Source organism: Nocardia anocheti (genome assembly GCF_029675105.1).
In the GTDB taxonomy this organism is placed as follows: Bacteria; Actinomycetota; Actinomycetes; order Mycobacteriales; family Mycobacteriaceae; genus Nocardia.
Window position 1 is genome coordinate 76,220 of record NZ_JAQQFV010000012.1, and the last position, 26,197, is coordinate 102,416.

At 71.7% G+C, this 26,197-nt stretch carries 12 protein-coding genes; 7 read left to right on the forward strand and 5 right to left on the reverse strand.

Annotated features, from left to right (window positions below; translation table 11 throughout):
• Positions 1-17: 17 nt before the first annotated feature.
• Positions 18-1,058 carry a fused (3R)-hydroxyacyl-ACP dehydratase subunits HadA/HadB gene (locus QC180_RS27200; RefSeq protein WP_278265686.1) on the forward strand — a complete coding sequence of 347 codons (1,041 nt, stop codon included), beginning with the start codon at positions 18-20 and terminating at the stop codon, positions 1,056-1,058.
• Between the two features lie 18 nt (positions 1,059-1,076).
• Here the strand turns inward: QC180_RS27200 and QC180_RS27205 are convergent, their stop codons facing one another.
• Complete coding sequence (locus QC180_RS27205; protein ID WP_278265687.1) at positions 1,077-3,263, reverse strand: molybdopterin-dependent oxidoreductase; 2,187 nt, start codon at positions 3,261-3,263, stop codon at positions 1,077-1,079.
• 179 nt (positions 3,264-3,442) lie between these two features.
• Here QC180_RS27205 and QC180_RS27210 point away from each other — a divergent pair, with 179 nt between their 5' ends.
• Complete coding sequence (locus tag QC180_RS27210; protein ID WP_278265688.1) at positions 3,443-3,793, forward strand: hypothetical protein; 351 nt, start codon at positions 3,443-3,445, stop codon at positions 3,791-3,793.
• Here the strand turns inward: QC180_RS27210 and QC180_RS27215 are convergent, their stop codons facing one another.
• Complete coding sequence (locus QC180_RS27215) at positions 3,794-20,089, reverse strand: non-ribosomal peptide synthetase (protein ID WP_278265689.1); 16,296 nt, start codon at positions 20,087-20,089, stop codon at positions 3,794-3,796.
• 212 nt (positions 20,090-20,301) lie between these two features.
• On the opposite strand from QC180_RS27215, the gene QC180_RS27220 reads away from it, so the two are divergent.
• The 5 genes from QC180_RS27220 (at position 20,302) to QC180_RS27240 (ending at position 24,741) form a co-directional block, all read left to right on the forward strand.
• Positions 20,302-21,537 carry a PucR family transcriptional regulator gene (locus QC180_RS27220; RefSeq protein ID WP_278265690.1) on the forward strand — a complete coding sequence of 412 codons (1,236 nt, stop codon included), beginning with the start codon at positions 20,302-20,304 and terminating at the stop codon, positions 21,535-21,537.
• 103 nt (positions 21,538-21,640) lie between these two features.
• On the forward strand, positions 21,641-22,720 hold the full coding sequence (locus QC180_RS27225) for an NAD(P)H-dependent amine dehydrogenase family protein (RefSeq protein WP_278265691.1): 1,080 nt from the start codon (positions 21,641-21,643) through the stop codon (positions 22,718-22,720).
• Entirely contained in the window at positions 22,717-23,196 is a 480-nt protein-coding gene (locus tag QC180_RS27230) for a carboxymuconolactone decarboxylase family protein (RefSeq protein ID WP_278265692.1), read from the forward strand. The genes QC180_RS27225 and QC180_RS27230 overlap by 4 nt, the downstream gene beginning before the upstream one ends.
• A gap of 133 nt (positions 23,197-23,329) precedes the next feature.
• Positions 23,330-23,740, forward strand: coding sequence for an NUDIX hydrolase (locus tag QC180_RS27235; RefSeq protein WP_278265693.1), 411 nt, complete (start codon positions 23,330-23,332; stop codon positions 23,738-23,740).
• Positions 23,741-23,883: 143 nt separating this feature from the next.
• The gene (locus QC180_RS27240; protein ID WP_278265694.1) at positions 23,884-24,741 is read left to right on the forward strand and encodes an SDR family NAD(P)-dependent oxidoreductase; all 858 of its coding nucleotides are present in this window, start codon (positions 23,884-23,886) and stop codon (positions 24,739-24,741) included.
• 75 nt (positions 24,742-24,816) lie between these two features.
• Here QC180_RS27240 and QC180_RS27245 read toward each other — a convergent pair whose 3' ends face one another.
• From QC180_RS27245 to QC180_RS27255, 3 genes are read right to left on the reverse strand one after another with little or no spacing between them, the layout of a single operon-like run.
• Entirely contained in the window at positions 24,817-25,422 is a 606-nt protein-coding gene (locus QC180_RS27245) for a GTP-binding protein (protein WP_278265695.1), read from the reverse strand.
• Complete coding sequence (locus QC180_RS27250) at positions 25,403-25,777, reverse strand: DUF742 domain-containing protein (protein WP_278265696.1); 375 nt, start codon at positions 25,775-25,777, stop codon at positions 25,403-25,405. The genes QC180_RS27245 and QC180_RS27250 overlap by 20 nt, the downstream gene beginning before the upstream one ends.
• Positions 25,778-25,788: 11 nt before the next feature.
• On the reverse strand, positions 25,789-26,196 hold the full coding sequence (locus QC180_RS27255) for a roadblock/LC7 domain-containing protein (protein WP_278265697.1): 408 nt from the start codon (positions 26,194-26,196) through the stop codon (positions 25,789-25,791).
• Position 26,197 lies beyond the last annotated feature (1 nt).

Consider the following 26,197-nt stretch of genomic DNA (forward strand, 5'->3'; position numbering starts at 1 on the left):
CAAAGGTTGGTTTCACGGTGAATGCGGTGGTCGATGCACCCGATATCACGTCGAAGGTAGGGCACTACTACCGGATGGACGGCACGTACGAAGTGGGCCGGGAGAAGGTCCGCGAGTACGCCAGGGCGGTCCAGGACTACCATCCGGCGCACTGGGACGAGGACGCCGCCCTCGCGCTCGGCTACCGGGGCCTGGTCGCCCCGCTGACCTTCGTCTCCATCCCCGCGATGGCGGCCAACCGGAAGCTGTTCGAGACCGTCGTGGTCGGCTACGACACCTTCGTGCAGACCGAGCAGGTCTTCGAGCAGCACAAGCCGATCGTCGCCGGGGACCGGCTGATCACCGATGTGGAGCTGTCCTCGGTGCGCCGGATCGCGGGCAAGGACCTGATCACGGTCACCAACACCTTCACCGACGAACTCGGCGAGACCGTGCACGTCATGCACACCACGGTCGTCGGCGTCACCGGGGAGGAAGTGGACCCGGCCATCACCACCGCGGTGGAGAACATCATGGTGCACGGGGTGAGCATGTTCGGCCGCGCCGCCGAGCCCGTCGACGACGGCGGACAGGTGCCGCTGCGTCCCGAGGGCGAGCTGCGGCTGTCCACCGCCGGGTCGACCCGCACCCCCGGCACCACGCTGTCGTTCGACGACCTCACCGTCGGCGCCGAGGTGACGCTGCGCGATGCCAAGCTCACCCGCGGCGACCTGGTCAACTACGCCGGTGTCTCCGGCGACAACAACCCCATCCACTGGGACGAGCGCGTCGCCGGGCTGGCCGGGCTGCCCGACATCATCGCCCACGGCATGCTCACCATGGGCCTGGGCGCCGGGTTCCTCTCGTCCTGGTCGGGCGATCCCGGCGCGGTCACCCGCTACGGCGTGCGGCTGTCGAACTACACCGTCGTCGATCGCGAGCAGGGCGGCGAGGTCGAGTTCACCGGCAAGGTGAAGTCCCTCGATCCCGAGAACCGCAGCGCGGTCATCCTGATCGTGGCCAAGTCCGGCGGGCGCAAGATCTTCGGTCTGGCCACCGCCGACATCCGTTTCCGCTGAGCGGCCCGACGCCCGGATTCACGGCGCGGCGACGGCGGAAACCGTTGCCGCCACGCCGGATTCGGGCGTCGCCGGAGAGACCCGCACCCGGGTGCTGTTGACCGCGGCCGCGCCGCTGAGCACATCGGTGCGGGCCGGGTCGTGCAGCAGGTTGACGTTCGCGCCGCCGTGCGCGGCCGCGACGGTCCACCCGACGCCCGGTTCGCGATGCCCCCAGCCGTGCGGGATCGCCACCACGCCGGGCCGGATGTCGGCGCTGATCTCCACCGGCACCACGATCGCGCCCGCGTCGGATTCCACGGTGGCGGCCGCGCCGTCGGTGAGTCCGCGCGCGGCGGCGTCGTCGGGGTGCACGAGCACCGTGCAGCGGTCGCGGCCCTTGACCATGGACTCGATGTTGTGCAACCAGGAGTTGTTGCTGCGCAGGTGACGTCGGCCGATGAGCTGGAGGTCGTAGCCGTCGGCGGGGGCGTCCACGGTGGCCAGGGCCTGGCGGGTGGCGGTGAGGAAATCCGCCGGTGCCAACTGGACCTTGCGGTCGCGGGTGCCGATCAGTGCGCGCAGCCGGGGGCGCAGCGGGCCGAGATCGATGCCGCCGGAGGCGCGGCGGATCCGGTCGATGGTCAGGCCCTGGCGGCCGCGCCGCAGGATGCCGTACGGACCGGCCGCCACCGCCGCCGCGGTGAGCCGCAGCGGGCTGAGCTGGTCGAACAGGCCGGTGAGCGCGCGGCCGGTGAACCGGCGCGCGGGCAGGGGCACCAGTTCGGTGATCAGGCGGGCCAGGATCTGCCAGTCCTCGAGCCCGTCGGCCGGTGGTTCGAAGACCCTGGCGTCGAAGCGGGCGTTGTTGCGGACGCTGAACACCGGGAACACCACATCGAGTTCCTCGCGTTCGAGCGGCGAGACCGGCGGCAGGATGATGTCGGCGTGCCGGGTGGTCTCGGTGACGTACATGTCGACGGCGACATAGAAATCCAGTGAAGCCAGCGCCGCGTCGAGCCGTCCGCCCTGCGGGGTCGAGAGCACCGGGTTGCCCGCATAGGTGATCATCGCCTTGATCTGGCCGGGGCCCTCGGTGCGGATCTCGTCGGCCAGGACCGTCGCGGGCAGTTCGGTGCGGAAGGACTTGTGCGTGCCGGACCGGTCGGTCCAGGCGCCGTAGCCCATGGGCAGGTATTTACCGAAGCGGAGGGCGTCGACGAGTGGGGTGGCGAACATCTGGCCGCCGGGGCGGTCGAGATTGCCGGTGACGGCGTTGATCGTGTTCACCAGCCAGTGCGTGAGCGTCCCGGTGACCTGCAGACACACCCCGAGCCGGGCGTAGAGCACCGCCGAGGGGGCCGCGGCGTGGTCGCGGGCCAGGCGACGGATGGTCTCGGCGTCGACGCCCGCGTGCGGCGCCATCCGCTCCGGGGTGGTGTCGGCGACCAGAGCGGTGATGTCGTCCCAGCCCGCGCACTGCGCCCGGACGGCCCGCTCGTCGCAGAGTTCCTCGGTGACGAGCACGTGCAGCATCCCCAGCAGCAGATACAGGTCGCCGCCGGGGCGCACGGCCACGTGCTCGTCGGCCAGGCGGGCGGTCTCGGTGCGGCGCGGGTCGATCACGACCACCGTGCCGCCGCGGCGACGGACGTCCTTGATGCGCTGTTTGGCGCCCGGCATGGTGGTGATCGAGCCGTTGGACACCGCCGGATTGGCGCCGAGCACCACCAGACGGTGGGTGCGGTCGATGTCGGTCACCGGCATGAGCACATTGGCGCCGAACATCCGCCACGCCACGAACTCCTGCGGGAACTGGTCGATCGAGGACGCCGAGAAGAAGTTCCTGGTCAGCAGCGCGACCCGCAGCGCCGCCCCGTAGAGCACCGAAGAACTGTGCGCGGCCGGATTGCCCATGTACATGCCGATGGCGCTGGGTCCGTGCGCGGCCCGCACGGCCCGCAACCGCTGTCCGATCTCGCGGAACGCCTCGTCCCAGCCGATCGGCTCGAAGCGCTCGCCGACCCGCCGCATCGGGGTGCGCAGCCGGTCGGGGTCGTGGTGCAGGGCGCCGAGGGCGGTGGCCTTGGGGCACAGGTAGCCGCGCGACAGTACGTCGTCCGGATTGCCCTCGATGCGGGTGACCCGCGTGTCCTCGACCGTGACCAGAATCCCGCAGTGCGCCTCGCACAGGCTGCACTGCCGCGCGATCGTCGTGCTGTCCACCGTATTTCCCCCTCGTCGCCGGAACCGCTCGTCTCACGCTAGTCCGGTGCGGCACGCCGCAGATCCGCCCACGGTCGGATCTTTCCCGGCGCCCCGGCGGTACGGTGAGCGCGGGTAACGATCTCCGGCCCGGTCCCGACACACCAGCGAACCCTTTTCCGCCCAAGTCAGGAGCAGAAATGTCGCGTTCCCTCGTCCGCGGTGGACTCACCGTCGCCGCGATCGCCGCCCTCGCCCTCACCGGCTCGGCCGCCGTCGCCTCCGCGCAACCGAGCTATTACGACCCCGTCATCACCCCGTGCGGTCACCTGTTCCGGACTCCGCTGGAGGCCCCGCGCCCCGGCACCGACGTCTACTGGAGTCCGTTCGGCACCGGCGGCATCGTCTGCTACGACGACGGCACCGGCATGGAGAACTACTACCAGCGCGACCCGTGGGGCCGCTGGCACGACATGAACGAGCTCACGCCGGGACACTTCTTCTACGTCGTCTTCGATTCCAGCGTCCCCGACCAGGCCCACTGGGGCTGATCAGCGCTCCCGCAGGACGGCGGCGATCCGCGCCAGGGCGGCGGCCTCGGTCATCCGCCAGTGTGTGGTGGGGACGGCGTGGTTGTGGACGGTGCCGGTGACGGCGGCACGCCAGGACCCGGCGGCGGTGGTGCCGGTGGGATCGTCCTCGGTGGCGGTGAAGAAGGTGAGGTCGCCGTCGAAGGGGCGGGGGCGGTAGGCGGCGTCGAGGGGGATCGCGTCGAGCGCGGCGGTGAGGATGCGTTCGACGCGGTCGGCGCCCAGTGTCGCGAGCGGGGTGGCGCTGTCGGACAGGACACGCGCCAGCTCGGGAAGGTCGACGGCGGTGTCGAGTTCGCCGACCGCACCGGTGAAACCGCCGAGCAGATCGGCCGTGCTGACCGCACCGGTGCGCGCGGGGGCCGCGCAGGTCAGCGTGCTGTCGAGCATGGCCAGCAGCGCCACCTGCTCGCCCTCGGCCTGCAACTGCACCGCCATGGCGTGCGCGAGCACCCCACCCAGGGACCATCCGAGCAGGTGGTACGGGCCCTCGGCCTGCACCGCGCGCAGGTGCTTGACGTAGAGCCGCGCCCACTCCTCGATCGAATCCGGCAGCGGCTCGGCTGAACTCAGCGCCGGGGACTGTAGTCCGTAGAGCGGACGGTCGGGCTCGAGGTGGGCGGCCAGGCCGCTGAAGGACCAGGCGACACCGCTGATCGGATGCACACAGAACAGCGGCTCCCGGCCGCCGGTCGTGCGCAGCGGCAGCAGCACCTCGAAGGCCGCGTCCGTGCCCGCGCTGTCGGCGCCCGCCGCGCGCAGGGCGGCGAGCAGACCGGCGGGGGTCGGGCTGGTGAAAATCCAGGTGACCGGGATGGTGGCCGCCATCTCCGTCCCGAGCTGGACGGCCAATCGGGTCGCGCTCAGCGAGGTGCCACCCAGCTCGAAGAAGTGATCGTCCATCCCGACCCGCTCGACCCGCAGCACCTCGGCGAAGACCTCGCACACGGTCCGTTCGACGGCCGATTCGGGTGCCCGGTAGGTCCGGACCGCGAGGTCGGGGGCAGGGAGGGCGGCGCGGTCGAGCTTGCCGTGCGGAGTCAGCGGCAGGCGGTCGAGAACCACGACGGTGCTGGGCACCATGTGACCGGGCAGGGCCCGTCCCGCCGCGGCGAGGATGTCCTCGGCCACCGCCGAGTGGCCCTGGGCGGCAACGACATACGACACCAGAACGGTCTCGCCCGCGTGGTTGTCCCGTCCGACGGTCACGGCGGCGGCGATCTCGGGCCGTTCGGTCAGCACCGTGTCGATCTCGCCGGTCTCGATGCGGAAGCCCCGGATCTTGAGCTGGAAGTCGGTGCGGCCGCGATATTCCAGTTCGCCCGTGGCGGTCCAGGCCGCGAGGTCACCGGTGCGGTACAGGCGGGTGCCCGGATCGAAGGGGTTGGCGACGAACCGCTCGGCGGTGAGCTCGGGACGACCCAGATAACCGGTGGCGAGCTGGGTTCCGGTCAGATACAGCTCGCCGGGAACGCCTGCCGGGACCGGTCGCAGCCAGGCGTCCAGGACGTAGACGCGGCTGTTCCAGACCGGCCTACCGATCGGCACACTCATGGTGTCGGCCGCGGTGACGCGATGGCTGGTGATCGACACCGCGGCTTCGGTCGGCCCGTAGACGTTGAACAGCGCGACCTGCGGCGCGGCGGTGATCAGGCGCCGCGCGAGGGCGGGCGAGAGGGCCTCGCCGATGGCGAGAATCCGCCGCAGGGTGCTCGGCATCCGCGCGGTGAGCAGGGCGTCGAGCATGGAGGGCACCGCGTGCAGGGTTGTGACGCCGGTGCGTTCGGCGAGGTCGGCGAGATAGGCGGGGTCGCGGTGCCCGCCGGGCGCGGCCAGGACCAGGCGTCCGCCACAGACGGCCGCCGACCAGAACTCCCAGACCGACAGGTCGAAGGTCGCCGCCGTCTTCAGCAGGACCGCGTCGCCGCCGGTGAGCCCGAATTCGGCGGTCTTCCACCGCAATTGGTTGACGATCGCCGCATGCGACACGACCACCCCCTTGGGGCGGCCGGTCGACCCGGAGGTGAAGATGACGTAGGCGGTGTCGCCCGGACGCAGCGGCGCGCGCCGGTCGTGATCGGTGAGCGGGGCGGTGCTGTAGGCCGAGAGATCGATGCGGTCGACGACCCTGATCTCCACTGTCGGCGCCACGAAATCGGTGGCCGCGTCGGTGAGGACGAGCACGGGGGCGGCGGTGTCCAGGATGTAGCGCGTACGCGCGACCGGCTGATCGGGGTCGATCGGCACATACGCCGCACCGGCGGCCGCGACCGCGTACATGGCCACCACCAGTGCGGGCGAACGCCGCATCGCCAGCGCCACCCGCGACCGCGGACCCACACCCGCCGCCACCAGATACCGCGCCAGCCGGTTGACCCGCGCGCCAAGCTCGGCGTAGCTCCAACTCAGATCGTCGGTGACCAGCGCCGTCGCGTCGGGGTTCGCCGCCACGGTCGTCGCCAGCAGCGACGGCAGGGTGGCGGCCGAATCCCGCTGGCGCGCGGTGCGATTCCAGCTGTCCAGGATCTCCGCTCGTTCGGCCGCGGCGAGCAGGTCGATGGTGTGCAGGGGTGCGCCGGGATCGGTGACGATGGCGGTGACGAATCGGCGCAGGCGGTCCAGGAACCCGCGCACCGTCGCCGCGTCGAACAGGTCGGTCGCGTAGGTGCAGTAGCCGGTGATCCCGGCCGGTGCGCCGTCGGCGGTGTACCGGTCGGCGAGGATCAGGTGCAGATCGAACTGCGACAGCGCCCGGTCCGGTTCCACCGATGCGACGGTGACACCGGGCAGTTCCATCCTCACCTCGGCGAGATTCTGGAACGACAACCCCACCTGGAACAGCGGATGCCGGGCCGTGGAGCGCGCCGGGTCGAGCACCTCCACCAGCCGTTCGAAGGGCACATCGGCGTGGGCGAAGGCCCGCAGGTCCTCATCACGCTGGCGGACGAGCTGCTGGGCGAAGCTCGCGGTGCCGTCGACGCGGGTGCGGAAGACCACGGTGTTGACGAACATGCCGATGAGATCGTCGAGGACCGCGTCACCACGGCCCGCGACGGGCGTGCCGATGGCGATATCGCCGGTGCCGGACAGTCCGGCCAGCACCACCGCGAGCGCGGTGTGCACCGTCATGAACAGCGTCGCGCCGTGCGCGCGCGACAGCTCGACCAGCGCGGCGTGGGTGGCGGTGTCGAAGCTCAGCGGTTCCCGACCGCCCGCGTAGGACTGGACCGCCGGGCGCGGGCGGTCGCGGGGGAGTTCGAGCTGGTCGGGCAGCCCGGCCAGCGCGTCGCGCCAGTACGCGATCTGGGTCGCGGCCAGCGAGTCCGGGTCGGTGTCGGCGCCGAGCAGCGCCTGCTGCCAGACGGCGTAGTCGGCGTACTGCAGGGCCAGCGGTGTCCAGGTGGGCGTGATGCCCTGGACGCGGGCGGAGTAGGCGGCCACCAGGTCGCGGGTGAGCGGTCCGCCGGAGAAACCGTCGGCGGCGATGTGGTGCACGGTCAGGGCGAGCACGAACTCGGTGGGTCTCGCGGCGAAGAGGGTGGCGCGCAGCGGTACCTCGGCGGTGACGTCGAAAGTGGTCGAGAGGAGGTGGGCGACAGCGTGATCCACGTCGACGGTGGTGTCGTCGACGGTGAGGCCGGGCACGTCGGGATGGCCGACGGGCAGCACGACCTGGGTCGGGGTGTGTTCGACGGTCGGATACACCGTGCGCAGGATCTCGTGCCGAGCCACCACATCGGCGAACGCCAGTTGCATGGCCGCCACGTCGAGCGCACCGGACAGGCGCAGGACCACCGGGATGTTGTAGGCGGCGGTGCCGGTGTCGAACCGGTTGAGGAACCACATGCGCTGCTGCGCGGGGGAGAGCGGTAGCCGATCCGGGCGCTGCTGGGCGCGCAGGGCGGGGCGTCGATCTTCCCGGGTGAGCCGGGCGATCTCGCGGGCGCAGGCGGCGACCGTGGGCGCGGCGAAGAGCACCCGCACCGGGATCCGCAGGTCCACGGCGGTGCCGAGCCGGGCGGTCACGCGGGTGGCGAGCAGGGAGTTGCCGCCGCGTTCGAAGAAGTCGTCATCGGCGCCGACCCGGTCCACGCCGAGCAGTTCGGCGAAGACCTCGGCCACCAGCCGTTCGGTGCCAGGGGCGGGTTCACGGTAGGCACGGGCGGTGAATTCCGGTGCGGGCAGCGCGGTCCGGTCGACCTTGCCCGCCGCCGACAGCGGCACCCGATCCAGCACGACCACCGCCGCCGGAACCAGATGCGCGGGCAACAGCGCCGCCGACCACCGGACCACCGCCGCGGGATCGAGCTCGCGACCGGTCACATACGAGACGAGCACCGTCTGTCCGGCCGGATTCGCGGCGCCGACGGTGAGCGCGAAACCGATGCGCGGGTGCCGCAGCAGCACCGCGTCGACCTCGCCCGGTTCGATCCGGAAACCCCGGATCTTGATCTGGAAATCGGTGCGCCCCAGGTATTCCAGCTCGTGTCCGTCGCCGGTGGGCACCCAGCGGACCAGGTCGCCGGTGCGATACATCCGCTCCCCGGACCCCCAGGGATCGGCGACGAAGCGTTCGGCGGTCGCGGCGCGCCGCCCCCGATAGCCGCGGGCCAGGGCGCGCCCCGCCAGATACAGCTCGCCGGTGACGCCCACCGGCACCGGGCGCAGTCGCCCGTCCAGCACGACCGCGCGCACACCGGGCACCGGCCCGCCGATCGTGACGCGCGCGTCGGCGGCCAGGCGTGCGTAGCTGGCGCCGATCGTCGCCTCGGTCGGTCCGTAGCCGTTGAGGAAGCGGCGACCCGGTTGCCAGGCGGCCAGCAGCTCGCCGGTGATCGCCTCACCACCCGCCGACACACAGCTCAGCTCCGGCAGATGCGCGGGATTCAAGGTGCTCAGCAGGGCGGGCGTGATGATCGTGTGCGTCACCAGTTCGGCGCGCAGCAGTTCCTCGAGCTCCGCGCCGCCGACGGTGTCGGCCGGTGCGACGACCAGCGTGGCGCCGCGATGGAACGCGGTGGTGATCTCCTCGATCGACTGGTCGAAGCTCGGCGAGCAGACGTGCAGCATCCGATGCTCGTGCCGCAGATCCATCAGCGCGGCCGAGTGGGTGATCAGCGCGCTGATCCCGGCGTGGGTGACGGTGACGCCCTTGGGCTTCCCGGTGGAGCCGGAGGTGTAGATGACATAGGCGGCGTGGTCGGGCCGCAGCGGTGCCCGCCGGTCCCGATCGCGCACCCGCGTCGCCGATTCGGCCGCGATCCGCGCGCGGACGGCGGGATCGTCGAGGACGAGGGTGCGCGCGCCACCGGGCAGGGCCCCGGCCCGCGCGGCGACGGTGAGCACCAGCGTGGCGCCGGAGTCGTCGAGCATGTGCCGGACCCGGTCGGCGGGATAGTTCGGATCCACCGGCACGTAGACGCCACCGGCCTTCGCCACTGCCCAGAACGCCAGCAGCGACGCGTAGGAGCGCGGGACGGCCACGGCGACCACGGTTTCCGGGCCGACACCCTCGGCGACGAGGACCCGCGCGAGTCGGGCGGAGTCCGCGTCGAGAGCACCGTAGGTGTGGGTCCGGCCGTTGTCGCGCACCGCGATCCGGCCCTGGCCGTAGCCGGTGCCACGGACGAGGAGTTCGGGCAGGGTGCCGGTCATCCGGGGCGCGGGGACATCGCCGAGGGCGAGCAGCGTCGCGTGTTCGGCGCGGGAGGTCAGCGGCAGGTCGCCGACGGGAGTGTGCGGATCGCGGGCGATCCCGGTCAGCAGGGTGAGCAGGCGCCTGCCGAACTCGGCGGTGGCGGTGTCGTCGAAAAGCTCCGGCGCGCAGGACAGTTCGAGGAAGGGGCTGGCGTCGGGGGCCACGAGGGCGAGCTCGGCCGGGACAGCGGGCTCCTCGATGTCCAGGCTCACCTGGTTCAGGACGGCGCCCGGACCGGCCAGCGTGGCCAGCTCGGTGAGCGGGATTCCGGCGTGCGCGAGGGCCGCGGATTCCGCGCGGTGGGCGCGGGTCAGCAGGTCGGTGAAGGGCTCGGCGAGGTCGATTGCGGTGCGTACCACCATCGGCGCGGGTGTCGAGGTGGTGACGAGCACGTCGTCGGTGCCGGTCAGGCGGGCCAGCACCACGGCCAGCGCCGAGCGGGTCAGCGCCGACCAGGTGGTGTCGGTGGACTCGGTCAGCTGGCGCAGATCACGGCGCACGGCCGGAGGAAGCGTGACCCGGGTCCGCCCGCGCGCGGTTCCGCCGGGAGCGGCGACGGGCAGGGCGAGACGGGCGGGCGGGTCGGCGAGGGTCTGTCGCCAGAACCGGGCGCGGGTCAGGGGGTCCGCCGGGTTCGACGCGAGGTGATCGGTGATCGCGGACGCGGGCCGGTCCGGGCCGGTGACCAGCGCTTCGAGGGCGGTGTGGAGGCGGTCGGTCACGGCCTGGGCGGCGGCCTCGGTGAGCAGATCGCGGCGGTATTTGATCTGCACCTGGGTGCGGGCGCCGAGGAACACCAGCACGGTGATCGGATAGTGGGTGTGGTCGGCGCCGCGCAGGTCGTCGATGCGCAGGTCACCGAGCGCGCCCCCGGCCCGCTGGAGTCCCTCGACATCCACGGGGAAGGACTCGAACGCCAGCATGGTGTCGAAGAGTTCGCCCAGCCCGGCCATCCGTTGGATCGCGCCGAGGCCGAGATGGTGATGGTCCAGCAGCGCGGCCTGCTCGGCCTGGACCTCGCGCAGCAGCGCGTGGGCGGTGCCGTCGACGCGCACCCGCACCGGGACGGCGTCCACGAACAGGCCGATCATCTCGCCGACCCCGTCGAGCTGCGGCGGACGACCGGACACCGTCGCGCCGAAGACGATCTCGCTGTCGCCGGTGGTCGCCGCCACCACCAGGCCCCAGGCGGTCTGGAAGACGGTGTTCGCGGTGACCTCGGCCGCGGTGGCGAGGGCGGTGAGCGCGGCGGTGCGCTCGGCGTCGAGGACGAACTCGCACAGGCCGAAACCGGTGCCGCTCGCCGGAGGCCAGGTGAGTTCGGGCGCGAGCACGGTCGGGCGTACCCCGGTCAGCGCCTCGGCCCAGGCCCGCTCGGCCAGCGCTCGGTCCTGCCGGGTGAGCCAGGCCAGATAGTCGCGATAGGGCCGCACGGCGGGCAGTGCCGCCGGGTCGCCGTCGGTCGCGTAGAGGACCAGCAGTTCTTTCATGAGCAGCGGCATGGACCAGCCGTCGAGCAGGATGTGATGGCCGGTCAGCACCAGGTGGTGGCGGCCGGAACCGGTGCTGTGCACCGTGAACCGCAGCAGCGGCGCCTGTTCCGGATCGAATCCGGTGCGCTGGTCGGCGGCGAGCAGGGCGGGCAGGTCGGACTCGGCGATCCCGTCGAGCACGCGCAGCGGCGCGGCGACGTGCGCGTCCACCAGTTGGACGGGCGTCCCGTCGGCGGCGGTGACGAAGGCCGAGCGCAGATTCGCGTGCCGCGCCAGGACGGTGTCGGCCGCACGGCGCAGCCGGGCCGGGTCGAGCGGGCCGGTCAGATCGGCGACCAGCTGGATGACGTAGGCGTGCACCGATTCGTCGAGCAGGTCGCCCAGGGCCAGCAGCGACCGCTGGAGCGGTGAGAGCGGCAGTACGTCGGCGAGATCCGGGGTGCGGGCCCGCCAGGTGTCGAGGTCGTGCTGGGTCACCCGCACCAGCGCGACATCCGACGGGGTGAGACCACCGGCGGCGGGGTGGTGGGTGTGGTCGGCGAGGGTGGCGAGCGCGGCGGTCCACGCGTCGGCCAGGTCGCGCACGGCTGACTCGTCGAGAATGCCGGTAGCGTAGCGGAACTCGGCCTGGAGGCGCGGTCCGCTGTCGGTGGTGACGGTGATCGCGGTGATGTCGACGACCGCGTGGGCGGGCAGGGTCGGGTCGTAGTCGACGGTGAGGTCGCCGAGATCGGCGGTCGGCAGCCAGGATTCGTCACCGGTGGGGCTCACGGTGGTGGCGCGGCCGAGATAGTTGAAGCCGATCTGGCCGAGGTCGCCCGTGCGCAGGTCGGCGGCGTCCGGGGTGCGGTGGCGCAGCAGGCCGAAGCCGATGCCGTTGGCCGGGACCGCCCGCAATTGTTCCTTGACCACGCGCAGGGTGCTCGCCAGTTCCTCGGCGGTGCCGGTGGTCAGCGCGGTCAGGTCGAGCAGCAGGGGATGGACGCTGGTGAACCAGCCGACAGTGCGGGTCAGGTCGGCGCCGGGGACGAGGTCTTCCTCGCGGCCGTGGCTCTCGACCCGCAGGCGCACGGTGTCGGCGTCGACGCCGCGCCGGGATCGCCACTCGCGCACCGCCATGGCGAGGGCGGCGAGCAGGGCGTGGTCGGCCCCGGCGCGATAGCGCGCGGGCAGGGTGGTGAGTACCGCCTCGGTGACCTCGACCGGGACGCGCACCGTCACCGAGCCCATGGTCGCTTCGGTGTCGAGCGTCCGGTCCAGGGCCCGAGCGCCGAGCAGCGGGTCGGGGGCGGCGAGGACCTCGCGCCAGTAGTCGAGTTCGGCGCGGCGGTCGGCGGCGGCCAGGCCGTGGGCCCAGCGCCGGAACGACGTGCCCACCGGAGGGATGGCGATCGGCTGCCCGGCGCTGTGCTGCGCCCAGGCGAGCACGAGATCGGGCAGCAGGATCCGCCAGGACACGCCGTCGATCGCGTAGTGGTGCGCGGCGACGGCGAGCGCGTCTCGGGCGGAGTCGCGGCGAATCCACGTGCAGGCGAACATGCGGCCTGCGGCCGGATCGAGGGCGGCCAGGGCGGAATCCAGTGCGGCACTGCCGATCCGGGTCAGCTCGGCATCGGTGGCCGTGCCCGCGTCGAGTTCGGTGACCAGGCTGTCCGCCGTGACGGCATCGGGTCCGAGGGTGGTGAGTCGCCAGTCGCGGCCGTCGTGGTCGAGCCGGGAGCGCAGCATGTCGTGCTGGCGCAGGACCGCGTCGAGGGTGGTGAGCAGGCCGGGCCGGTCGATGCCGTCGGGCAGGGCCAGGGTCATCGTTTGCGCGAACCGGTCGCTGGTGCCGTCGGCGAGGAATTCGGCCAGGATCGGGGTCGGGGTGATGTCGCCGACGCCGCCGCCGGGCAGTTCGGCCAGGGCGGTGACCGACGGGCCGTCGACGGTGGCGATCTCGGCCAGCTTCGCCACTGTGCGATGCTCGAACACCGCGCGGGTGGTGAACACCAGGCCCGCCGCGCGGGCCAGCGAGACGAGCTGGATCGACAGGATGCTGTCGCCGCCGAGCGCGAAGAACGAATCGTCCACGCCGACCGAGTCGATACCGAGCACCTGGGCGACAAGAGCCGCCAGGAGCGTCTCCCGCTCGTTACGCGGGGCGCGGGTGGGTGCGGTCGCGACGCTCGGCTCCGGGAGGGCGGCCCGGTCGAGCTTGCCGTTCGTGGTCAGCGGGAGCGCGTCGAGCAGAACGACCGCCGAGGGCACCAGATGTGTGGGCAGATGCTGGGCCGCGTAGTCGGTGAGCACGGCCGGATCGGGTGAATCACCGGGTGTGGCAACGACATACGTCACCAGCGTGGTCGCGCCGGTGGCGGTCGAACGGCCGACGGTGACCGCCGTCGCGACCTCGGGGTGCGCGCTGAGGACGGCGTCGACCTCGCCCGGTTCGATCCGGAACCCGCGGACCTTGAGCTGGGTGTCGGCCCGGCCGAGGTAGTCGAGCTGGCCGTCCGGGCGCAGGCGCACGAGATCGCCGGTGCGGTACAGGCGGGTGCCGGGCGGACCGAAGGGATCGGCGACGAAACGCGCCGAGGTCGTGCCCGGCTGACCGTGGTAGCCGCGCGCCAGGGCGGGACCGGCCAGGTACAGCTCGCCCGTGACGCCCGGCGGCACCGGGTGCAGACGCCCGTCGAGGATCAGCGCGTGGGTGTCACGCACCGGTGTGCCGATCGAAACGGGTTGTCCGGCGGTGAGTTCCGCGTAGGTGGAGATGATCGTCGTCTCGGTGGGGCCGTAGCCGTTGAGATAGCGGCGGCCGGGTTGCCAGGCCGCGAGCAGGTCGGGCGTGGTCACGTCACCACCGACCGAGAGCACGGCCAGAGCGTCCAGGCCCGCCGGGTCGAGGGTGCCGAGGACGGCGGGCGTGATGATGGCGTGGGTGACCGCTTCGGCGGCCATCAGCTCGGTCAGCTCGAGGCCACCGGCGATCTCGGCGGGCACGACGACCAGCGTCGCGCCGGTACCGAGCGCGCACAGCCATTCGAGGACCGACGGGTCGAAGCTAGGCGAGCAGATGTGCAGGAAACGGTGCTCGGCGGTGAGGTCATAGCGTCGGATCGCCTCGGTGAGCAGGCCGCTCAGCCCCGCGTGGGTGACGGTGACGCCCTTGGGCAGGCCGGTGGAACCCGACGTGTAGATGACATAGGCCGGGTGCCGCGCGTTCAGCGGCGCGTGCCGGTCGGCATCGGTGACGGGGGTGTCCGGGTGGGTGGCGTACGCCCGGACGACGGCGGGGTCGTCGAGCACCAGCCAGGCGATATCGCCCGCGGGACGGTGTGCGGTGGTGGTGATGCCCAGGGCCGCACCGGAATCGGTGATCAGGTGCTGGAGCCGCCGCGGTGGATAGTTCGGGTCGACCGGCACGTAGACGCCACCGGCCTTGGCGATCGCCAACGCGGCGATCACCAGGTCGGCGGAGCGGGGTAGGGCGACGGCGACCGGTACCTCCGGGCCGACGCCGTGGGCGATCAGCGCGCGGGCCAGTCGCGCACTGCGCGTGTCGAGTTCGCCGTAGGTGATCGAGGTGTTCCGGTAGCGGAGGGCGATCCGGTCCGCGCCGAGGGCCGCGCCCCGGGTCAGCAGCTCGGGTAGCAGTGCCAGGGTGCTGCCGGAGTCGGGGGTGCGGGCGGTGAGTGCCGCCGCTTCGGCTCGGTCGAGGATCGAGAGATCGCCGACGGCCGTGTGCGGGTGTTCGGACATGGCCGTGAGCAGGCGTACGAGACGCCGGGCGAAGGTCGTGGCGGTGGGCTGGTCGAACAGGGCACCGGCATAGGACAGCTCGGCGGCCATGTCGCCGGTCGCGGTCGTCCGGAGGGTCAGGGCCAGGTCGCAGTGCGTCGAGTCCACGAGCGGAGTCGAATTCGCGGCGAGGGCGGAATCGGTAGGGGCGGTGCCGAATTCGGTGGTAGAGCCGTTTTCGGGAGTCCCGGCGACGCTGGGCTGTCGCGGGTCGGTGTCGGTCCGCAGCAGAGCACGGACGACAGGTGTCGGCGAACCGGGCACACGCAGGGCCGCCGATTCCGTGGGCGAGAGGTGCTGGTGGGTGCGGGCCCGATCAGCGACGCGCGCGGCCTCGGCGAGCAGATCCGCGACGCGGCGGGCACCGGGGACACGCAATCGCAGGATCAGGGGCTGTGCGGTCTCTGGAGCGAGCGCGGCGATCGCGATGTCCTCGGCGCCCGAGAGCCGGGCCAGCAGCGCGGCGAAAGCGACATGGGTGACCGTGGACACGGTGGTCCCGGTGGACTCGGCGAGATGCCGGATACGGCCCTGGAGCTCGGCGGGGATCTCGACGGGGACATGCTCGTCGGTGCGGACCGGAGTCCGCGGGCGGGGGCGGTCGGCGGGCAGCGCGAGGTCCGTGGGAAGCTCTGCGAGGACCTTGCGCCAGTGGGTGATCCGGGCGAGCGGATCGTCGCCGTCGGACAGCGTGTCGAGCAGGGTGGCGGCGGCGCGGTCGGGGGTGTCGACGAAGGCGTCGAGGACGACGCGCAGGCGCTGGGTCAGGGCGTCGGCGAGCTCGGGGTCGATGGTGTCGAGGCGGTACTGGAGCCCGACGTGGATGCCAGCACCCACTTCCACCCCGACGGCCACCGGGTAGTGGGTGGCATTGGCCGCGGTCACACCGGCGATCTCGAGACCGTCGAGCGCGCCGTGCGCCTCGCGCAGCCCCTCGGTGTCGACGGGATAGGACTCGTAGGCCAGCAGCGTGTCGAACAGGTCACCCGCGCCCGCCGCGCGTTGGATCTCGGTGAGCCCCAGGTGATGTCCGTCGAGCACCGCGACCTGCGCGGCCTGCACCCGGGTCAGCAGCGCGCGCAGGCTCTCGGCCACGGTGACCCGCACCGGAACGGTATTGGCGAACAGACCCACCATGGCGTCGACGCCGTCGAGCTGCGGTGGACGGCCCGAGACCACCGCGCCGAACACCACGTCCGCGCGGCCGACCGCACTCGCCAGCACCAGCCCCCAGGCCGCCTGGAACAGGGTGTTGACCGTGACCTCGTGGGCGGCGGCGCACTCCGCGAGCACCCCGGCCTCGGCCCGCGAGAAATCGATGGCGCTGGTGCCGTACCCGGTGGACGGACGCGCGGGCGCGGCGAGCACGGGGGCTAGCAGGGTCGGCGTGTGCCCGGCCAGCGCGTCCGACCAGGCCCGCAGCGCGGCGGCACGGTCCTGGCGGGCCAGCCACCCGAGGTAGTCGCGGTACGGCCGGACCGGCGGCAGCATCGCGGCCGTGCCGTCGGCGGCGTAGCAGACGAGCAGTTCGCGCATCAGCAACGGCATCGACCAGCCGTCGACGAGCAGGTGGTGCGCGGTCACCAGCAGATGCGTGGCACCACCGGGAGCGCGGTGGACGGTGAAGCGCAGCAGCGGCGGGGTCGACAGATCGAACCCGATCCGCGCCTCGGCGGCCAGCAGATCGACGGCCTCGGACGCCGTGGTCTCGGTGACCCGCCACGGCACCCGCACCCCCTCGACCACGAAACCGACCGGGGTGCCCGTCGCGTCGGTGCCGAAGGCGGTGCGCAGGATGGCGTGCCGGTCCAGGACCGTCTGCGCGGCGCGGCGCAGGCGTTCGGTGTCCACCGTGCCGGTCAGTTCCACCGCCAGCTGCACGAGATACGGGTCCGCCGTGGACATCTGGGCCAGGAACAGCAGGCCCAGCTGCAACGGCGCGAGCGGCAGCACATCGACCAGGCCCGGCCGGGACGCGTGCCAGGCGTCGAGTTCGGCCTGGCCGACGCGCACCAGCGGCACGTCGGCGGGCGTCAGCCCACCCGCCGCGGGATCACCGAGATGCTCGGCGAACATCGTCAGCGCCGCCGTCCAGCACTCGGCCAGCTCCCGCACCGACGCCTCGTCGAGAATCCCGGCGGCATAGGAGAAGGACGCGCGCAGCCGCAGATCGGTCGCGGTGCCGGTGGCCAGCGCGTTGATGTCGATCACTGCCGCGGCGGGCAGGGTGGGGTCTTGGTCGGCGGCGGGCTCACCCCAGGCGGTCGTGGGCAGCCAGCTGTGGTCGGTGAGCGCCTCGGGCACGTCACCGGTCGAGACACGGCCGAGATAGTTGAAGCCGATCTGGCCGAGCGGGCCGTCGAGTTCTCCGGCGCACCCGGCGTCGAGGTGCCGCAGAACGCCGAAGCCGATGCCCTTGTGCGGCACCGTGAGCAGCTGTTCCTTGACCGCCTTGAGCACGGCCGCCGTACCCGCACCGCCGTGCCAGGCGGTGTCGGTGTCGATCCCGGACAGGTCGAGCGCCACCGGATACATGCTGGTGAACCAGCCGATCGTGCGGGTGAGATCGGCACCGGCGACGGCGGATTCCTCGCGCCCGTGACCCTCCAGCCGCACCCGGGTGGCGGGGGCGTCGATGCCGCGTCGGGCCCGCCACGTGCGAGTGGCCAAGGCGAGGGCGGCCAGTAGGCCGTCTTCGACGCCTGCCCGGTAGCGGGCGGGCAAGTCGGTGAGCAGTGCGTGGGTGAGCTCGGCGGGCAGCTCGACGTGGAAGGTGCGCACGGTCGCGGCGGTGTCGACGGCGGGGTCCAGCGGGCGGTCACCGAGCAGCGGGTCGGGGACCGCCAGGGTGTGGCGCCAGTGGTCGAGTTCGGGACGGCGATCGGCGGCCGCGTCGGTCAGTCCGTGCGCCCACCGGCGGAACGAGGTACCCACCGGCGGCAGCGCGATCGGCTGCCCGGCGCTGTACCGCGCCCAGGCGGCCACCAGGTCCGGCAGCAGGATGCGCCAGGACACCCCGTCGATGACCGCGTGATGAGCGGCGACCACCAGCGCGCCCGGCCCGTCGGTCCGCGAGAGCCACCCGAAGGCGATCATCCGCGACGACCGCGGATCCAGTCGCGCGAGCGCCTGATCCATGGCCGTGGCGGCGAATGTTTCCAGGTCATCCGTGCCGGGCGGGACATCGTGCTCGACGAGCAGCTCGTCGATCTCCACCGCGCCAGGGGGCGGGACCTCGAGTCGCCACTGCCCGTCGACCCGGCGCAGACTCGCGCGCAGCAGGTCGTGGTGATCGAGGAGCGCGGAGAGCACGGTCACCAGCCCGGCGCGGTCGATGCCGTCCGGCAGGGCGAGCACCAGCTGCTGACTGAACCGTCCGGGCAGCCGATCGTGGGCGACCGCACCGGCCAGCACCGGCGTCAGCGGGATCTCGCCGACGCCACCGCCGGGGAGTTCGGCCAGCGTCGGCGTCGCATCGGTGCCGAGTTCGGCCACCCGCGCGAGTCCGGCGACGGTGCGATGCTCGAAGACCTGCTGTGGGGTGAAGGAGATCCCGGCCGCCCGCGCGCGGGTCACCAGTTGGATGGACAGGATGCTGTCGCCACCCGCGGTGAAGAAGGAGTCCTCGGCACCGATCTCGCGCACGCCCAGCACCTGCGTGAACAGCTCGGCGATCCGTGTCTCCACCGGTCCGTGCGGGGCGCGCGATCCGGCCGTGCCGAAGACCGGCGCGGGGAGCGCGCCGCGATCGAGTTTGCCGTTCGGCGTCAACGGGAGTTCGTCGAGCGCGATGACCAGCGTGGGCACCATGTGCCCGGGGAGGGCCGCGGCGGCGAAGCGGATCACCTCGGCGGTATCGACCGGGACACCGTCGCGGGACAGCACATACGACACCAGCACCGTCGCACCGGAATCGGCGGTCACCCCGAGCGTGACGGCGTAGTCGAGGTCCGGATGGGTGGTGAGCGCGGCATCGATCTCGCCGAGCTCGACCCGGAAGCCACGGATCTTCACCTGGAAATCGGAGCGGCCCAGATACTCGAGCTCGCCGTCCGGGGTGCGACGCACCAGGTCACCGGTCCGGTACATGCGCGCCCCGGCCACCCCGGCCAGTGGCGCGGCGACGAAACGCTCGGCTGTCAGCCCCGGCCTGCCCAGATAGCTCTGCGCCAGCGCGGGACCCGACAGATACAGCTCACCGGTGACCCCGGGCGGCACCGGCCGCAACCGGGCATCCAGCACCACCGCGCCCATCCCGGGGAAGGCGGCGCCGATGGTGATGGGGTCGCCCGGCCGCAGCGCCGCGCTCCCGGTGGCCAGCACGGTCGCCTCGGTCGGGCCGTACCCGTTGAAGAAGGAGCGCTCGCCGACCGCCCAGCGCTCGACCAGCGTCGGCCCGAAGGCGTCACCGGCGACCACCACGGTCCGCAGCGAATCCAGGTCCCGTGGCTCCACCGATTCCAGCGCCGCGGGCGTGATGAGCATGTGCGTCACCCGCTCGCGACGCACCAGCGCGGCGAGTTCGGGTCCGCCGAACACCGACGGCGGCGACACCACCAGCGTCGCGCCCGCCTGGAAGGTCACCAGCAGTTCGAGCACCGAGACATCGAAGTTCGGCGAGCACACGTGCAGCACCCGGTCGCCGGAATCCACGCCGTAGCGCTCCCGCGCGGCGGTGACCAGCGCGCCGAGGCCGGTGTGGGTCACGACCACGCCCTTGGGCCTGCCGGTCGAACCGGAGGTGTAGATGACATAGGCCGGATGCTGATCGGTCAGCGTCCGCACCCGATCCAGATACGACACCGGATGCGCGGGGTGGGCGGCGACGCGGTCGCGATCCGGCGCGGTGTCGATCGTCAGCCAGGTCACGGACTCGCCCAGCATGGTCCGGTGCGCCGCGCGGGTGAGTCCGAACCGCGCGCCGGAGTCGGCCAGCAGGTAGGCGATCCGTTCGGTCGGCAGGCCGGGATCCACGGGGACATAGGCCGCGCCGGTCTTGGCGACGGCCCAGACCGCGGCCACCGATTCGATCGAGCGGGTGAAGCCCAGCGCGACGACGTCACCGGGGCCGATCCCGTGCGCGATCAGCTCCCTGGCCAGCCGCGAGGAGTACTCGTCGAGTTCGGTGTAGGTGAGTGTGCGCCGCTCGCCGTGGGCGGGGGAGTAGCACAGGGCGACGGCCTCGCCCGCGGTGTCGACCGCCGCGGTCAGCAGCTGTGCGAAGAGCGGTGCGCTCGTCTTGCGGTTTCCACGACCTCGCGGCGCACGGCGAACTTCACTCATCCGGGGTACTACATCCTTCTGCACAGCGGGCCCGCGGCAGCGCCGCACACGGCGAACCCGGGCCGGATTCGGCGACCATGACACCACAGGTCCGGGTGTCACGACCACACGACCGGTCTGTTCTGCGGCACCGAGTGCCAACTGGGCCCGAAATTTGTGCGGATGGCACGATAACGGGGACGGTTTTTGTTCAACGGACGGGAGTGCGCGCGATGACGCCGTACGGATCGCTGGTGGGGGTCGGCCAGGCCCTCGGACCGCTGACCGCAGGTCTCACCGAGGACCTCGTCCGTCGCACCGAGGAGCTGATCTCGGTCCGCGACCTGGCCTTCGACCTCGCCGAGCTGCGCGCCGCGAGCATCGCCGAGAACGTGAGCCTCGTGCAGTACGTGCTCGCCAACAACATCGACCCGGCCACCGTTGCTCCACCCGCCGCCGCAGCCGCCTACGCCCAGCGGCTGGCCCGGCGCGGAGTGCCACTGACCGCCCTGCTGCGCGGCTACGGGCTCGGTCAATACCGGCTGTTGGACGCCGCCATCGGGGTGATCCTGGCCGCTCCCGGCCGCGATCAGGCGGCCAGGGTCGCCGAGTTGCTCGCCTTCGCCGGGACCTACCTGGACCGGCTCAACTCCTCGATGGGCCGGATCTACGAGATCGAACGTGACCGCTGGCTCAGCAGCCGCCAGGCCGCCCGGCAGCAGTGGATCGCCCGGCTGCTCGACAGCGACGGTGACGTCGACCTCGCCACCGCCGAGACGGCCCTGGGCTACCGCCTCGACCAGCGGCACGTGGCCGCCGAGGTGTGGGCGGCACCGACCACCTCGGGACCCGACGCCGTGCGCGCGCTCGAGCAGGCGCGCGAGCTGCTCTCCACGCGGCTGGGCGCGGGTGGTGCGGAACTGGCCTCGGCCACCGGGGCGCGTGATTTGCGGCTGTGGCTGCCGGTGGCCGGGTCGGTCGATGTCGAGCGGCTCGCCGCCGCGCTCGTCGACAGCGAGCTGCCGGTGCGGGTGGCCCTGGGTGCGCCCGGGGACGGCGTGCCCGGCTTCCGGCAGTCGGCGCGGGGCGCGGCCAGGGCCAAGGCGCTGGCGGTGTCGGCCGGATCGGGTGCGCCGCCGGTCGTCGACTTCGACGCCGTCGCACCCTTCGCCCTGCTCACCGACGACACCGGAGAGCTCACCGGCGTCGTCGACCGCGTCCTGGGCGCGCTCGCCCGTGACACCACGAAGATGGCCCTGCTGCGCCACACCCTGGACGTGTTCCTGGCCGAATCCAGCAGCTATTCACGCACCGCGCGGGTGCTCGGCGTCCACCGCAATACCGTCCAGTACCGCATCCAGCAGGTCACCGGCCGCTACGGCATCGCCCTCGACACCGACACCTTCGACATCCGCTTCGCCCTCGGTGTGTGCCGCTGGCACCCTCGTGTCCTGACCCGGACATTCTGAATCCGGCCGGTTTGTGCGTGACGCACAGTTACGCATTCCTGATCCGGAGGATCGAATTCCGGATATTCCGGACACCTGACCAAGCGCTTGCTACGCTCGCGCGATGATCCCCACGATCGTCTGGGGCACCGGCAATGTGGGCCGTGCGGCCATCAGAGCCGTGGCTGCCCATCCGGCCCTGGAACTGACCGGCGTGCTGGTGCACAACCCGGACAAGGTCGGCCGCGACGCGGGCACGCTGGCCGGGCTCGACGAGGAGTTGGGGGTGGCGGCCACCGCCGATATCGACACGCTGCTGGCCACCGCGCCGGGCGCGGTCGTCTACGCGGCCTCCGGCGACATCCGGCCCGACGACGCGCTCGCCGACATCGTCCGGGCGATTCGCGCGGGCGCCGTCGTCGTCACCCCCGCGCTCTACGCCCTCTACGACCCGCGCGACGCTCCGGCCGAGATCCGCGATCCGGTGCTGGCCGCGATCGGCGAGGGTGGAGGTTCGCTGTTCGTCTCCGGCGTCGATCCCGGGTGGGGCAACGACGTGCTGCCGCTGTTGATCAGCGGCGTCGCGGGCAGCGTCGACGTGGTGCGCTGCCAGGAGATCTTCGACTACTGCACCTACGACCAGCCCGACTCGGTGCGCTATCTGGTCGGCATGGGGCAGCCGATGGACTATCAGCCGCCGATGCTGCTGCCCTCGGTGCCGACCATGGTGTGGGGCGGGCAGATCCGGCTGATGGCCAGGGCGCTGGGCGTCGAACTCGACGAGATCCGCGAGACGCTCGACCGGCGTGCACTCGACGCCACTGTGCAGACGGTGCAGATGGGGGAGTTCGAGGCGGGCACGCAGGGCGCGGTGCGGTTCGAGGTGCAGGGCATCGTCGCGGGTGAGCCGCGCATCGTGATCGAGCATGTCACCCGCATCCACGCCAGTTGCGCGCCCGACTGGCCGATGCCGCCCGACGGCGACGGCGCGCATCGCGTGATCATCGAGGGCCGCCCGCGCATCGAGGTCAGCATCGAGGCGTCCGACGAGAACGGCAACCGGGCGGCGGGCGGAAACGCCACGGCGGTGGGCCGATTGGTGAACGCGATCGACTGGCTGGTCGAGGCCGAGCCCGGCCTCTACGACGCACTCGATGTGCCGCTGCGCGCCGCGTCCGGCAAACTCGGAAGGAAGACACCATGATCATCGACGTCCCCCAGGGCAAGGACCCGATCGGTTACGTCTGGGGCGAGATGGTGCCCGGCATCGGGGTCGCCGCCGCCGCGTTCTCGCTGTCGGTCTACGAACACTCCACCCTCGGCCTGCGCGAATTCGAGGCCGCCCGGCTGCGGATCGCGCAGATCAACGGCTGCCTGTTCTGTCAGGACTGGCGCACCGAACGCGACGGCGCCAAGGTCGAAGAGGAATTCGCCGACGCCGTCACCCACTGGCGCGACACCGACCGCTTCGACGACCGCACCCGCCTGGCCGCCGAATACGCCGAACGCTACGCCACCGACCACCACGGCCTCGACGACGACTTCTGGACCAGAATGCTCACCCACTACACCCAACCCGAAGTAGTGGAACTCAGCATGAGCATCGGCTCCTGGCTCGCCTTCGGCCGCCTCAACCGAGTCCTCGGCCTCGACACCGCCTGCGTCCTCCCGGGCCACTGAATCTCCTTCGATCCCCATCGAACGCGACCGGCGATCGGGAACCAGCTCTGCCGTGAGGCCGGAGGGCCTTTGTCGCGCCGGAGGTGCGGGGGACACCGGTGGGAACGGGTTGCGGGCGGGCTAGGCTGCGGGCGTGGCTTCTTCTCCCGCGGTGTTGATCGATACGGTGGCCTGGGTGCTGGTCGAGGACGGGCGGATTCTGTGTGGGCGGCCCCGGGGGAAGGACGTGTTCTTCATTCCGGGTGGGAAGCGGGAGGGGGCGGAGACCGACCTGCAGACATTGGTGCGGGAGGTGTCCGAGGAGTTGGCGGTGGAGTTGGCGCCGGAGAGCGCGGTGCACGTGGGGACCTATGAGGCGGCCGTGCCGGGGCACGCGGGGACCGTGGTGCGGATGGCCTGCTATACGGCGGAGTATCGGGGTGTGCTGACGGCGAGCAGTGAGATCGAGGCGCTGGCGTGGTTCGGGGCGGCCGAGCGTGATCTGGTGCCGCCGGTGGATCAATTGCTGTTCGACGATCTCGTCGCGGCGGGTCTGCTGCGCTGATCGGCGCAGGCTGAGCGCTTGCGGCGCGGGCCGCTGACCGGTCCAAAATAAAACGAGACGTTGCGTCTTGACAAGTCGCGCGAACCGGGGCAAGCTATGAGTCATGAACGAGACGGAACGTCTCGTCTAGACAAGGAGTCGCCATGCGCACCGCCGCCACCGCCCCCCGTACCTGGTTCATCACCGGCGCCAGCCGCGGCCTCGGTCGCGCCTTCGCCGAAGCCGCACTGGCCGCGGGCGACCGGGTCGCCGCCGCGGCGCGCACCGGCTCGGCCCTCGACGAGCTCGCCGCCGCGCACCCCGGCCGGGTGCTGCCGCTGGTCCTCGACGTCACCGACCGCGCCGCGGTGGTCACCGCCGTCGATGCCGCGGTCACCCACTTCGGCACCCTCGACATCGTCGTCAACAACGCGGGCACCCTGTCGATGGGCATGATCGAGGAGTTCACCGAAGCCGAGGCCCGCGAACAGATGGAGGTGAACTTCTTCGGCGTGCTGTGGGTCAGCCAGGCCGTGCTCCCGCACCTGCGGCGGCAGGGCTCCGGGCACATCGTGCAGGTCTCGAGCATCGGCGGCCTGGCCGGATTTCCGCTCTCGGGCCTGTACGCGGCCAGCAAGTTCGCGCTAGAGGGCATGAGCGAGGCGCTGGCCCGCGAAGCCGCCGATTTCGGTGTGCGCGTGAGCATCCTGCAGCCCGGCGGCTACTGGACCGAGCTGTACTCGGCCATGCGCAACACCACCCCGATCGCGGACTACGCACCGCTGCGCGCCCAGCTCGAGGCCCAGTGGGCGGAGGGCTCGATCGACAGCGACCCGAGTCTGGCCGCCGAAGCCCTGCTGCGACTGGTCGACAGCGACACCCCGCCGCTGCGTCTGCTGCTCGGCGACATGGTCTACGACCTGGCCTTCGACCTCGCCCGCGCCAAGATGGCCGACTGGTCGGCCTGGGAGCAGACCAGCCGCGCCGCCGAACGCGCCGTGGCCGCGCCCGATCCGGCCTGACCCCGCGAACACGTCTACCCTCCTGTCCCGCATCGTCGCGGAGCAGGAGGGTTTTCGGGTACGACCCGCCGGGTACTAGGTGGTGACCGGAGTCCGGGTGGCGCGGTCGATGAGGTACTCCACGAGGTGGGTGAGTACCGCCTTGGCCGAAGGCCGGTCGCGCGCGTCGCACAGGATCACCGGGGTGTTGGGATCCAGGTCGAGCGCGTCGCGCACTTCGTCGACGGTGTAGCGCGGCGCGCCGTCGAAGCAGTTCACCGCGATCAGGAACGGCAGCCCCCGCCGTTCGAAGAAGTCCACCGCCGCGAAGGAATTGCTCAGGCGACGGGTGTCGGCCAGCACGATCGCGCCGAGCGCGCCGCGGCACAGCTCGTCCCACAGGAACCAGAAGCGGTCCTGGCCTGGGGTGCCGAACAGGTACAGCACCAGATCCCGGTCGATGGTGATGCGGCCGAAGTCCAGCGCGACGGTGGTCGTGTGCTTCTGCTCCACCCCCGACAGGTCGTCGACACCGGAGCTGACCTCGGTGATCAGCTCCTCGGTGCGCAGCGGCGCGATCTCGCTGATCGAGGAGACCATGGTGGTCTTGCCGACGCCGAAGCCACCGGCGATGAGGATCTTCACCGAGGCGGCCAGGTGCTGCCCGCCCGATGGTGTGGGGTCAAAGTTTTCGGATGCCATCCAGAACCGCTCGCAATACGTTGAGGTCACCGGCACCGGCCTCGGCCTGTACCGGAGCCCGGAAGATGAGGTGGCCCTCGCCGATGAGATCACCGACGAGGATCTTGGTCACCGCCAGAGGGAGTTTCAGCACGGCCGAGACCTCGGCCACCGACTGCGGACGCTTGCACAGCTGTGCGATCGTCGCGTACTCGGGTTCCGGGCGTCGCAGGGTGGGGGCGGGATGCACCGCCACCACCACCGTGAGCATGTCCAGGTCGTGCGCCGCGCCCATGGTCCGGCCGCGGGTCACCGCGTACGGCCGGACGAGAGGTCCGGCCGCGTCGTCGAACCACGGATCGCCGAGTCGAGTCATGGTGCCGCGTCCTAGAGCTCGGCCAGACCGTGCCGCGGTTCGGTCGACAGGTAGTTGCCGACCCGCTGCACGGTGAGGTTCATTTCGTAGGCGACCATGCCGAGATTCGCCGACTCGGTGGCCTGCAGGGCCAGGCAGGCGTTGTCACCGGCGGAGGTGACGAACAGGACGGCGCGATCGAGTTCGATCACCGCTTGCCGCACACCGCCACCGTCGAACCGGCTGCCCGCGCTGCGCGCCAACCCGTAGAGGGTCGACGACATGGCGGCGAAGTGTTCGGCGTCCTCGCGCTTCATCTGCGAGGAACGACCGAGCAGCAGCCCGTCGGTGGACAGCACGACCGCGTAGCGGACCCCCGCCAGCCGGTCGACGAGATCGTCGAGCAACCAGTTGAGATCACCTGGGTGGGAAGAGTTCACC

Excerpts from the sequence above, each read along its gene's own strand:
- QC180_RS27210 (WP_278265688.1), top strand. The coding sequence starts at position 3,443 with ATGTCGCGTTCCCTCGTCCGCGGTGGACTCACCGTCGCCGCGATCGCC.
- QC180_RS27215 (WP_278265689.1), bottom strand. The coding sequence starts at position 20,089 with ATGAGTGAAGTTCGCCGTGCGCCGCGAGGTCGTGGAAACCGCAAGACG.
- QC180_RS27220 (WP_278265690.1), top strand. The coding sequence starts at position 20,302 with ATGACGCCGTACGGATCGCTGGTGGGGGTCGGCCAGGCCCTCGGACCG.
- QC180_RS27225 (WP_278265691.1), top strand. The coding sequence starts at position 21,641 with ATGATCCCCACGATCGTCTGGGGCACCGGCAATGTGGGCCGTGCGGCC.
- QC180_RS27230 (WP_278265692.1), top strand. The coding sequence starts at position 22,717 with ATGATCATCGACGTCCCCCAGGGCAAGGACCCGATCGGTTACGTCTGG.
- QC180_RS27240 (WP_278265694.1), top strand. The coding sequence starts at position 23,884 with ATGCGCACCGCCGCCACCGCCCCCCGTACCTGGTTCATCACCGGCGCC.
- QC180_RS27245 (WP_278265695.1), bottom strand. The coding sequence starts at position 25,422 with ATGGCATCCGAAAACTTTGACCCCACACCATCGGGCGGGCAGCACCTG.
- QC180_RS27250 (WP_278265696.1), bottom strand. The coding sequence starts at position 25,777 with ATGACTCGACTCGGCGATCCGTGGTTCGACGACGCGGCCGGACCTCTC.